The sequence below is a fragment of the Polaribacter sp. Z014 genome, assembly GCF_023555435.1.
GTDB lineage: Bacteria > Bacteroidota > Bacteroidia > Flavobacteriales > Flavobacteriaceae > Polaribacter.
The window spans coordinates 13,376-25,988 of sequence record NZ_JALCZP010000021.1; the positions used below are offsets into that span (position 1 = coordinate 13,376).

7 protein-coding genes are annotated in these 12,613 nt (G+C 31.2%); 4 read left to right on the forward strand and 3 right to left on the reverse strand.

The window, feature by feature from the left end; genetic code table 11:
- Positions 1-68: 68 nt before the first annotated feature.
- Positions 69-791, forward strand: coding sequence for a T9SS type A sorting domain-containing protein (locus MPF19_RS16110; protein WP_249989257.1), 723 nt, complete (start codon positions 69-71; stop codon positions 789-791).
- A gap of 92 nt (positions 792-883) precedes the next feature.
- Entirely contained in the window at positions 884-3,094 is a 2,211-nt protein-coding gene (gene bglX, locus MPF19_RS16115; RefSeq protein ID WP_249989258.1) for a beta-glucosidase BglX, read from the forward strand.
- Positions 3,095-3,172: 78 nt separating this feature from the next.
- Here bglX and MPF19_RS16120 read toward each other — a convergent pair whose 3' ends face one another.
- The 3 genes from MPF19_RS16120 to MPF19_RS16130 all read right to left on the reverse strand — a co-directional run bounded on the left by MPF19_RS16120 (position 3,173) and on the right by MPF19_RS16130 (position 9,466).
- Entirely contained in the window at positions 3,173-3,343 is a 171-nt protein-coding gene (locus MPF19_RS16120; protein ID WP_203394986.1) for a hypothetical protein, read from the reverse strand.
- A 27-nt stretch (positions 3,344-3,370) separates the two neighbouring features.
- Positions 3,371-5,521, reverse strand: a complete 2,151-nt coding sequence (locus MPF19_RS16125) for a T9SS type A sorting domain-containing protein (RefSeq protein ID WP_249989259.1) — start codon at positions 5,519-5,521, stop codon at positions 3,371-3,373.
- Positions 5,522-5,584: 63 nt separating this feature from the next.
- Positions 5,585-9,466 (reverse strand): Ig-like domain-containing protein, encoded by a 3,882-nt coding sequence (locus MPF19_RS16130; protein WP_249989260.1) that lies wholly within the window; start codon positions 9,464-9,466, stop codon positions 5,585-5,587.
- A 278-nt stretch (positions 9,467-9,744) separates the two neighbouring features.
- On the opposite strand from MPF19_RS16130, the gene MPF19_RS16135 reads away from it, so the two are divergent.
- Complete coding sequence (locus tag MPF19_RS16135) at positions 9,745-11,370, forward strand: tetratricopeptide repeat protein (RefSeq protein ID WP_249989261.1); 1,626 nt, start codon at positions 9,745-9,747, stop codon at positions 11,368-11,370.
- A 206-nt stretch (positions 11,371-11,576) separates the two neighbouring features.
- Positions 11,577-12,593: a zinc-dependent alcohol dehydrogenase gene (locus MPF19_RS16140; RefSeq protein WP_249989262.1), complete on the forward strand. Its 1,017-nt coding sequence runs from the start codon at positions 11,577-11,579 to the stop codon at positions 12,591-12,593.
- Positions 12,594-12,613: the final 20 nt, after the last annotated feature.

Sequence of the window (12,613 nt, forward strand, 5' to 3'; positions counted from 1 at the left end):
GTTAATAAAACAGAAAGAAAAGCAGCAATACTCTAGTTTTAGTGATTATTAACTAAAACATATTTAAAATGAAAAAAATTACTTTATTATTACTTTTTATGAGCTCTTTAGTATTTGCTCAGAGAGTAGAACCTACTTTTACAATCTCTAATAAGTCGGATTATCAAATTAACGGAGAACAAGCATTAACCTTTTCACCAGGACAAGTTGTGAGTTACACAATAAACTTTACCCTTGGTTCTACAGATACAGTTGACGATGTAAATAATTTTGTCCTTTTTGGAGTTCAAGATGAAGCAATGACTGACGTAGATCCTGCTACAGGCACATGGGCTAATGAAACTATTGATGGAGGTAATGATTTTGTATACGCTGCTTCAGGAGATTATACAATTCCCGCTAGTACAGAGTTAAGTTCTGAAAACGCAAATTTAACATATAGAATATTAGCGTATTTAGCTTATACACCTAATGGTGGTACAACTATTTATGGAGGTGAGAATGCAAGTGATTCACCTTTGGTTTATATTAGAAGTACCGCAGAAATAACTGCTTTGTCTACAACAGATTTCACAAAAGAAATAGCTTTAACAATGTACCCTAATCCTGTAGAAAATACTATTAATTTAAAAGGACAAAATTTGCCTGAAACATATAAAATTACAAATACTCTTGGAAAAATTGTTAAACAAGGAAATTTTGAAGGAAGTATTGATGCTTCAGCTTTAAGTACAGGTATGTACTTTTTAGTTTATGATAATAAAACTTTTACAAAATTCTTAAAAAAATAATTTACGTTAGAACTTTAATTATTTATATACTGCCAGTTGAATTTAATACTAATGGTATTAATTTCAACTGGTTTTTATTTACACATTAATTTATGAAAAATTCAATTTTTATTATTTGTAGTAGTTTGTTTTTAATATTCTCTTGTTCTAGAAATGTTGAAAAGAAAGATTTTATTGAAGATTTAATTTCAAAAATGACGCTTCAAGAAAAAGCAGGTCAATTAAATTTAATTCCAACAATAGGTTTTAATAAAACTGATTCAGTTCACCTTTGGATTAAGAAAGGCTTGGTTGGTCATGTACAAAAATCGATAGGAGTTAAAAATAATTATGAACTGCAAAAAATTGCAGTAGAAAAATCAAGATTGGGTATTCCTTTACTGTTTCAAGAAGATATAATTCATGGTTATAAAACCATAGCACCAGTTCCTTTAGCAGAAGCATCTAGTTGGGATTTGGCAGCAATTAGAAAATCGGCAGCGATTGCAGCAAGAGAAGCATCATCCGCAGGAATCCATTTAACATTTGCGCCAATGGTAGATATTGCAAGAGATCCTAGATGGGGAAGGATTTTAGAAGGAGCAGGAGAAGATGTTTATTTAGGAAGTTTAATTGCTGCCGCTAGAGTAAAAGGGTTTCAAGAATCTAATAAAGAAAATAGCAATATTCTAGCAACCGTAAAACATTTTGTTGGTTATGGAGCTTCTTTAGCAGGTAGAGATTATAATATTTTAGATTTTTCAGAAAGAGAGTTAAGAGAGACCCATTTACCTCCTTTTAAAGCAGCAATTGAAGCAGGAGTTTCAAGTGTTATGACCGCATATTCTGCTTATGATGGAGTGCCTTTAGTAGCAAATAATTTTTTATTGAAAGATGTTTTAAGAGATGAACTAAAATTTAAAGGTTTAGTAATGACAGATTGGGAAACGGTTGGTAATTTAGTGAAAACAGGAATTGCGAAAAATGATACCATTGCTACAAAAATGTCTTTATTAGCAGGGAATGATATCGATATGTCTACTAAAAAATATGTGAATTTACTTCCAGAAATGGTGAGAAAAGGAATTATTTCTGAAGCTGTTTTAGATAATTCGGTAAGAAACGTATTGTTGTTAAAACAAAAAGCGGGTCTTTTTAAAGATCCTTATGCGTATTTTAATGAAGAACGAGAAGCTAAAGAGCTTTTATCCGAAGAAAACATACAAGCAACAAAAGAGATGGCTGTAAAAAGTATGGTGCTTTTAAAAAATAAGAATAACGTTTTACCACTTTTAAAGAAGAAACAAAGAATTGCAATTATTGGTCCTTTTGCAAAAGCACAAAAAGATTTATTAGGTTGGTGGTCTAGTCAAGGTAACCCAAATGATGTTGTTTCTATTTTTGCTGGAATTAAAAAGAGAGTTCCACAAACCTCAACTATTTCTTATGCTCAAGGTTGTATTGTAGAAGATTTTGAAATAAAAGGAGTAGAAATGATTGCTGACGCAGTAAGAGCTGCTAATAATGCAGATGTTATAGTATTAGCCTTAGGAGAAAAAGAATGGATGAGTGGAGAAGGAGGAGGTACAGCATCTTTGCTTTTACCAGGAGCGCAACAACAATTATTAGATGCAGTTGCTAAAACAGGAAAACCAATTATTACCTTAATTGTTTCTGGAAGACCTTATGTTTTAACAGATGTTGTAAAAAAATCTACCGCTGTTTTACAAGTTTGGATGCCAGGAACTACAGGTGGTACAGCAGTTGCTGAAATTTTGTTTGGAGATTATAATCCTTCGGGGAAATTGACAGTTACGTTTCCTTATCATCAAGGGCAAGTGCCTATTTATTATAACTATAAGAAAACGAGTCATTCTTTTAATGCTGGAGAAACAAATAACAGATACACAACAACCTATAGAGATATTACTTCTAAACCCTTATTTCCTTTTGGATATGGATTAAGTTATAATAGTTATTCTTACAAAAATTTAAAGCTTGATAAAACTATAATGAATAAAAATGATAGCATAAAAGTATCTATTGATGTCACTAATAACGGAAAATATAATGGAAGAGAAATTGTACAATTATATATTCATGATAAAGTTTGTTCGGTAACAAGACCCGTAAAAGAATTAAAAGACTTCTTAAGTTTAGAACTTAAACCAAATGAAACGAAAACGGCTACTTTTTATATTACCTCAGATAAATTAAGGTTTATAGGTCTTGATTATAAAACAACAATTGAAGAAGGAGCGTTTGAAGTTTTTGTTGGTAAGAATTCTTCTGATACTTCTAAACTAGACTTTTGGTTAGAATAAAGGTTTAAATTATGTAAAGGTAAAAAGTCTCAACTTATAGAATAAGTTGAGACTTTTAAATTTAGCATCCTTAATACATTAAAACCCAGTTCCTGGAGCCTCAGGACTTGCAGCTTGTGCTTTTTGTGGACTTAAGATTAGATAGGTTCCTAATGCAGTTAAAGCTGCATATTTACCGTAATTTCCTATTTTTTTAATAGCGTCCTTACGAGTAATTTCTTCTTTATTATTTTCTATTTGTTTTTTCATAATGTCTAGTTTATAAAATTCTCGTAATTATTCTAAGATTATTTTTTTGTTCAATTTACCAGATTCAGTTTCTAACTGAACAATATATACTCCTGCAGATAATTTTGGTAAAGAAATATTTTTTATTCCATTAGAATCAAAAGATTTGTTCATCATTTGTTTACCAAGAATATTAAATAATTTAATAGTTGAGTTTCCTTGTTGTAAACCTGCAATTCTTAAAGTAGAATTATTTGTTTTATAAATACTTATGTTTTCTAAACTAACATCATTCGTACTTAATACACTAGATCTAGTATGTAAATAGAATCTTCCAATTCCGTTTAAAGTCTCATCTAAAGTTATTTTGTAATTAGAATTTAACTCATCTAATCTTGTAAAAGTATTTGTCAATCTATCTTCTAAAAATACTTTCATATCTGAAGGTAAGTTTAAAGCTTCAGCAGAAAAAGTAATTTCTTTTCCAGATGCTGCATTTACTCCAACAGGAACAATCATAGATTCTAAATCTGAATTTGGTAAAGATTGAATACCTAACTTTTCACCTTTTCCGTTAGCTATAGCTTCTGTAAAAACAGAAAAGGAGTATGAAACTCCACCAAAAATGGAGCTATCATAACCGTTGTCAAAACCGGTAGTTGTTCCATCAATATAGAAAATATTAGCATCTTCAGTACTTGTTCCATCTGATACAATTAATTGTATTTCAGGTCTTGTACTTTCAGTTTTTAGAAATGTACCTGTTCCTTGATGACTCTGCATATTTTCATTAATAGCAAAAGTAGTAGCTGCACCATTTGCACTTACAAAAAAAGCTTGACCGGGAGCGATATGAAAACCAGAGGTATTGTTGTATTCATTATAACCTCCAGTACCATTTTTAGATTGATCCCAAATCCAAATAGTTTGTTGTGTTAATAATGCACTGTTAACAGTTAAAATATTATTTGTTGGATTTGCGGTGTTATCTGAAGCAATATATGAAGGATATGGATTTCCCATTAAATTATATGCAGTTCCACTTCCACCACTATTGTCTGTAAGTGCTAATGTTGTAAAATTATCTACAGGTATTGTTCCTGTAAATGAAACATCTCCAGAAGCTTGCAATTTTACAGTATAACCATTACCAGCAGTAAATGTATCAGTAGTATCATCACCATCTGCACCATCAACTTGTCCTTCAGTATAATAATTCCATCTATCGGTAGTTAAAGCCTCAGAATTATCATAAGGAGCAATAGCTACGTTTTGTGCATTACCTGTTCCTGAGCCTAAAGCAGGTGATTCTGAAGTATAGAAATCAACAATTCCTTGTCCAGTAACTGGTGAAGAAAGCATATACCAATTGGTGGTTCCTAAATTTCTATTATAAGTTACATTTCCTGTTGAAGTTCCTGAAACTATTAAAGAAGCTCCGCTCTCAATAGTAATGTTATTATTAGTAATTAAATCGGAATTTATTGTTAATGAATTACCAGTTGTTATTGTTAATGACCCAGTGCCTATTTCTAATGTGTCATCAGTTGTAATATCAGCATCTACAGTTATTGCATGATTAATTGTTGTTTTTGCTCCAACTACTGGCGCAGTTCCACCCCAGGCAGTGTTTGTTCCACCCCAAGTTCCTGCAGCTTCAGTTGTACGAACTAAATCGTCTATTTCAGCTTGACTTCTAATTATTACATTAGGTTGTTCTGCAGCACCAAAACTACCGTAATTTACACCAGAACCATCTCCTTTGTTGTATGCTAAATAAGTATTAATTCTATAACCCACTGCAGGGGCAGCAGATGTTAACGGTAGTGTACTTCCTCCATCTCCTTGAATGGTATATGCTATAGATGTGGTCCAAACACCACCACTTTCTGTACCAGCAGAAAGATATGAAGCAGCTGCACCAGGATCTGCACCAGCTCCTTTGTTAAGTGGAGCAGAAACTGCATCCTCAATTCTAAAGAGTAAAAAATTAAAAGTATTTGCGATTCCGCCAGTAGTCCCTAACTCATAAGAGATGTTAGCTGTAATAACATCTCCAGGTTTAAAAGTTAACTCGGTTTCTCCATCTATTTGAAAATCTGACTTATTTGTTATTTCAAATGTTATTCCTATTGGGTCCTGTGCAAAAACGGATGCAGATAGGATCGTTAGCAAAATTAATAGTAATTTGTTTTTCATTTTTTTCATTTTTAGTTAATAATTGATTTTAGTTAATTATAAAACAGATTTCTAGAAATCTGATTATTTTTTTATAAATTTTCCTGTTTTGTTATTGTTTTTTAAGTAGTATATTCCTGGAGCAAGATTATTAATATCAATTCTACCAGAATTGTCTGATTTTAATTTTAAAACTTTTCTTCCTTGAATATCAATTATTTTAAAAAAAGTATTACTTAAATCAGGATTCACAAATAAATGGGTGTTTGCAGGGTTTGGATATAAAAGCAAGCCATTTTTGTTAATATCAATAACATTTAAAGAGCCTTCTACAATATTTATATTAAGTGCTTGCAGGGTTATATGTTTGTCTCCATCACTTGAATAAAAAGTTATCCATAACCAATAGAAATCTCCACTTGGTAAATCTGCAGTTGGTATTGCGTTTTCTAAAGAAATAGTTGCTGTAGAGGTTCCTGATTCAGTATCTAATGCAGAAGCATCTACTACTAAATAATCATTTTGAGGAACCCAACCAGCATTTAGGTGTCTTAACCAATATTTAATTCCACCATATTCTTTAGCAATAACTTTATGGCCAGAGCCTGCATGGTAATTTGTGGTTATCACTAAATCACCTCCAGTACTAAATGCAGTTGTTGTGTATTTAGATGCATCATAAAAAGTTAAAGAAGCAGTTACGCTTTCTGTAACTGTAATTTCCGAGGTATCGGTTTTGTTGCCATCTGTTGTAGTTGCTGTTATTGTAACGGTACCACTTATAACACCGGTAACCTGTCCGTTTGAATTTACAGTTGCAACTGCGTCATCAGAACTAGACCAAGTTATTGTTAAATCGTCTGCATTTGCTGGAGTAATTTCTGATGTAAGTGTTATTTTTTGTCCACCAACTATATCCGCAGTTTCTGGAGTTATTGTTATAGATGCAATATTAATTCCATACCAAGCAACTACATTTATAGTAGCAGAACCAGAAATGGTATTTGCAGGAATAGAAGTTGCCGTAATTGTAACTGTACCTTCCAGTACTCCTGTTACATTACCTTCATTATCTACAGTTGCAATTGTTTCATCACTAGAAGACCAAGTAACATCTTGACTTGCATTTACTGGTAAGAAAGCTAATGATAAACCTTCATCCTCACCAACTCTTACTTCTAATGGGTTAGGTGTTATTGTAATATCTGTTGGATCTACAGTATTAGTATCTATTGTTTTATTAACGCCTTCATCAAGAATGGTTAACATTTCACCATCTCTCCATCTTACTTCTACTTTAACAATATGATTTTCTTGTCCTAAGCCAAAATGCGCAATGTTTAATAAACTTTGTGAATGTGCTTCACCAGAAGAACCAACTCTTCTTTTAAAAACTTTGTTATCTGTTGTTACCGTAATTTCTGCACCTAATGGATCTACATTAGAATTTGGAGCATAACCAACATTTACAGTTACATAATTGTTGCTATTAGACATATTATTTTTATACATGTGCCAAATACCATATTCATCATCACCATTTAGAATGTCTAACTTTCCATCTTGATTATAATCAAAAGCTTGCCCCATATCTCCATGACTAGAAGCACCTCTGTTATTTGCAGTATGAGAAGTTGTAATTTCAAATTTACCTTGTCCTGTATTTAGTAACATGTAATCTGAAACTCTATTTGTTAAATACCCAAAACGATACACATATAAGTCTTCAAAACTATCATTATTAAAATCTCCTTTAGTTACACCCCAATGATTTCCTCCCTTAGGGATATTCCAAGCATCAGAAACATTGGTATAAGTCTGATTGTTATTCATTAATAGTACATCTTGGTAGTTTCTGTTGTTTGGTATCCAACCAGTTGGTGTAAATTCTGTTACATCATCAATTCTAGCATGAATAGACCAAAATATATCTGCATTACGAACAAATTCCATTTTCCAAACACCATTTCCTGTATGACCAATGTAGAAACCGTTTTCCGTTCTTGCAGTTGGCCAACCATCTGCAGCAGCTTGTGTTATTTCTAAAGTAGTTGTTTTATCCGCTATGGTGTTTTCTTGCTTTGCGCTTCCTAGAAACACAGGATAACCTTCCGCATAAGCATTTCTCGTTACAAATTCGAAACCAGAAAGTGTAATTGAGTTGTCTGCTTTTACTTCAAAAGGTAAAGTTCCTTGGCTACCAGATACTCTCATATCTAACCTTTTTATTTGTGGTAAAAAGTCGGTAGCATTATTATCTGCAATTCCAAAATAGCCTTGCCCTTTCGCTAAATATAAATCTAAATCTCCATCATTATCTATGTCAATATCTGTCATAGATATAATAGAATAACTACCAACTAAATCGGCTGGTAACCATGCTGTAGAAACATCCGTAAATGTGAAATCTCCATTTCCTTTCCAAATTGATAGTGGAGAGAAAATTACAATATCGTCTATATGATCATTATCTAAATCTGTTAGTAAAATTCTTTCTCCATTTGCATCTTCAACACCAGCAACATTTATAGTTTCAAAAGTTCCATCACCTTTATTTCTATAGAAAATATGTTGTTCTCCATTATCCCCATTTATTCCTTCAGCATTTATAAGTACTAAATCTAAGTCTCCATCAGAATCTAAATCTGCCCATCTAGGAGAACGACCTCTTGCTCCTTTTGTAATTCCTACAGCTGCATCACTTCTTTCTAAAGTACCATTATTGTTTTTGTAGAACACAGGAGGGGTAGGAGCGGATCCATTTCCACCACCTAAGGTGATCAGTAAATCTAAGTCTCCATCATTATCGTAGTCTGCAGCTGCAGAACCATGTAAATCCATTAATGTCCAAAGAGATAAATCTGTAGCGTTTTTTGTAAATGTTCCATCACCATCATTCCAATACAATTTACTTGGTGAATCATTATGGTTATTTAAGATTAAATCATAATCACCATCATTATCCATATCTGCAATTGTTGGACCTGCGTATTTTAAACTTGGTTCATCTATAATTCCTGCAGCAGCAGTTTCATCTGAATATTCAGGAATTACAACATTAGAAACATCTGTTAAACTAAAACTATCTATTATTAAATCACTTCCTGTAGCTGCTAACTTTAATTCTGTTGCACCTGTTACAGAAAATTTTACAATACTATTTAAAGAAAAAGTGCCAGATCCTGAAACATCTATATTATCAGCAATAATTTTACCATCTGCATATAAAGAGAAATTTGCATAACTAGTAGCTGAGGTTAATTGAACGTCTAATCTTTTATATAAGCTACCAGAAACTATATAATTTGTTGTGATAGGAGTTAATGTTTGCAAAGTTGCAGGAACTGTTAAAATATCTGCAACAACAGGAGTTACTGTTGATGTTGGAGTCATTGCGATTTCATCTACAAAATAAACATCGTCAGCACCAACTGTACCTTCGTTAAAATGAATTCTTATATTAGATATCCATCCTCCAGCATTATTTATTACTGCGTCTGTATCATTACCAGAGAAATCAAACTCTACTTCTGTCCAAGTATTTAATGTTGTTGAAAAACTTTTAGTAATTTCAAAATGATTTACATTTCCATTTCCTAAATGTAAAGTGATATCAAAATCTGTTTTATTTTGAGAATATACCATGAATTTAAAAAACTTATTTGCAGATAAAGCAAACCCTGTTTTTGTGGTATTTCCATTAAAAGCAAGCTGTAATGAGTTGTTTTTATTTGAACTAGCAGTTTCTGTATACTTAACAGAGTTCATTGTTGTATTAATGCCAGTGTTTTTAGGATTAACGACTAAAGAAATTAAAGGTACGTTTGGGTCTGTAAGCCATTCTGCTGTAGCGTCACAATCTGGTTTAGGATTATTAATATCATCAGTTTCAAAATCTGAAATTGATGTTTGTGCGATTAGACTTGATGTAAATGCAACAATAATTATAAGTAGTAATTTTTTCATAAAAAGTATTTTGATGCGGTAAAATACTTTTTTATTGAAATATCTTTACGGTTGTGAACTTGACAATAACTTAGTGTACTTTAAATCAGATTAATAATAAACTTGACAAAAACTTGACAAGCATACTGAACATTATGTGTTGTACTTAGTTTTATTTCATTTTTCAACAAAAATTAAAAAGTCAGTAATAACTTATTGTTTTTTTAAAACAATAAGTTACCTTTAGCTTGATAAAAGTAATTTTTGACTAAACCTTTTTTACATTTTATATTGATTTTATGAATTTTAAGCCACTTTTTTTTCTTTTAATAAGTATTGTTTTTCTAATTCAATCTATTGATTTTTATGCGCAAGAAAAATCAAATAAAGCTGAAGAAATATATCAAAGAGCATTTAGTTTAAAGAATTCTAATCCAGATAGTTCTGTTGTTTTGTTCGAGAAAAGTTACTCGCTTTATTTACAATCTAAAGATACCTTAAATGCTATACAAGCATTATTTCAAGAAGGTTTTGTTTTTGAAACGAGTGCTAAATATGCCAAGTCATATGATGTACTTTGGAAAGCATTATTGTTAATGGATAATATTGAAAATAATGGAGTAAAATCTGTTATTTATCATCGGTTAGGAAGGGTTTATAGTTATTATAAAAGAGAAGATAAAGCAATTGAGTTTTTAACAAAGGCATTAGGGTTACAGAAAAAAATGTTAGATTCTCGTGGTCTTAAAAACAAAGCAAGGTTAGTTTCATATTATTATTCTATTGCAGCTACCTACAGAGAGTTGAATAAGCCGGATTTAGCAAAAAAATATTTAGACTCAAGTTATCTCTATTATAGAGCAAAAGAATCTTTGACACCAAAATCTTATTTAGATTTTGAAAAAGCAATTCTGCTTACTAAAGAGCACAAAGAAAAAGAAGCTCTTAAGATAATGGAAGACATCTACCCTTGGTTTAATACGAATACACCATCTTATATGGTGCTTGTTTACAAGTATTGGGGAGATGCTTATAAGAGTTTAGGTGACGTTGATAAGAGCGAAAAATACTATTTAAAAGCATTAAAGGTTTCAGAAGAATATAAAAGTCATATAGATTTTACACCTTTAGTATATGAGAAATTATCCGACGTATTTTTATTAAAAAATAATTATCAAAAAGCTTTTAAAAACTTAAAAAAAGCTAAAGAGCTAGATCGTATTTTTTTTGATAGTAGAAGTAAGGAAAATCAGTCTTTATTAGAAATAAAAGATGATTACAGGTTAGAGAAAGAAAGACAAGAAAAAATAATTAAAGAACAGTATCTTAAGCATTTAGAGCAAGAGGATCAAATCATTAAGCTGCAAAGAATTATTCTTATCGGTTCTTTAATATTCTTACTTGTATTAGGTTTCTTCTTTTTTAAACATTTAAGAGCAAAACATCATGCAGAAAAAGAATTAATAAGAAAAACAAAAGAATTAGAAATAGAAAAAACCAAAGAACTATTGTCTCTAAAAAACAAAGAACTAGCTACTTCTGCATTACAATTGATAGAGAAAGATGAGTTCTTAAAAGAATTGAAAACAAGAGTTAGAGAAGGTGGCGATAAAGTAAAAATTCATGAAATAAATAAAGTTTTAAGGTCTGTCTCTGTCAATAATAATAAAAACTGGGATGATTTTAAGATGCGTTTTATAGATGTAAATAAAGAATTCTATGATGTTATTTTTGCTAAATTCCCTAAATTAAGTCAAGGAGATCAAAAAATTTGCGCTTTAATTAAATTAAACTTTTCTAGTAAAGATATGGCAAGATTACTTGGTATTTCTGTAGAATCAGTGCATACAGTAAGACATAGAATACGTAAAAAAATGAGCCTAGAAAGAAATGTTAATTTAGAAGAATACATTAATTCTCTATAGAATATAGGCTTTTACCAAACTGAACAACTTGACAATTACATTTAGTAAAGTTTTTGTCAAGTCTCTTTTCATTTATTTCCAAACTGTTTCATATACTTTTAACCTAAGAATAATTTTCTTGGGTTGAATTCGTATTTGTAAAAACCAAATTCATTTTAAAGAAGATTATTCTCTTAACAAAAGATAATAATTTAAAATTCAATAAGATGAAAGCAACACAATATGAAGGTAATAAAACCTTTAGTGTTATAGACAAGGAAATCGCAGCTCCAGAACAAGGTGAAGTAAGAATTAAAGTAGCTTATGTAGGAGTTTGTGGTACAGATGTACATGTCTATCATGGAATGATGGATAAACGAGTAAATACACCAGAAACTATTGGCCATGAAATGTCTGGAGTTATAGATGCAGTGGGAGAAGGTGTTACTGGTTTTTCAGTTGGTGAAAAAGTAGTTGTTCGTCCGTTAGATGACAGAAAAGTAAAAGCATCAGACAAAGGTTTTAATCACATCTGTGAGGAATTAAAATTTATTGGAATTGATAGCCCAGGAGCAATGCAACAATATTGGAATGTTCCTGCATTTACGCTTCACAAGTTAAAAGATACTACCGATTTAAAATTAGCAGCATTAATAGAACCTTTATCTGTAGCAACTCATGATGTTCGCTTAAGCGGATTAGTAAAAGGAGAAACTGCAGTTGTTTTAGGTGGTGGTCCAATAGGATTATTAGTTGCTATGGTTGCTAAAGAAGTTGGTGCAGATGTAATTATTTCTGAAGTAAACCCAAAACGTATTGCCAAAGCAAAAGAATTAGGTTTTGATGCAGTAAGTCCAATAGATATTGATTTAGTGGAATATGTAAGAGAAAAAACTGACGGACGTTTAGCAGATGTTGTTTTTGAAGTTGCAGGAGTTCAACCCGCATTAGATGTAATGACTGAAGTTGCAGGTATTAGAGGTAGAATTTTGATGGTAGCAATTCATGGTGAGAAAAAACCAGTTGATTTATTCAAATTTTTCTGGAAAGAATTAAAATTAATTGGAGCTAGAGTTTATGAAAAAGAAGATTATGAAAAATCGATCCAATTAATTACTGCAAATGAGTTGCCTTTCATCGATATGATTACTGATGTGCAGCCTTTAAGTAACATTCAACAAGTTTTTGAAAACATAGACAATAATCCTGACGGAATGAAAGTACTAATGGATTGTAGTTTATAACCTTAAGAAATAATAAAAAC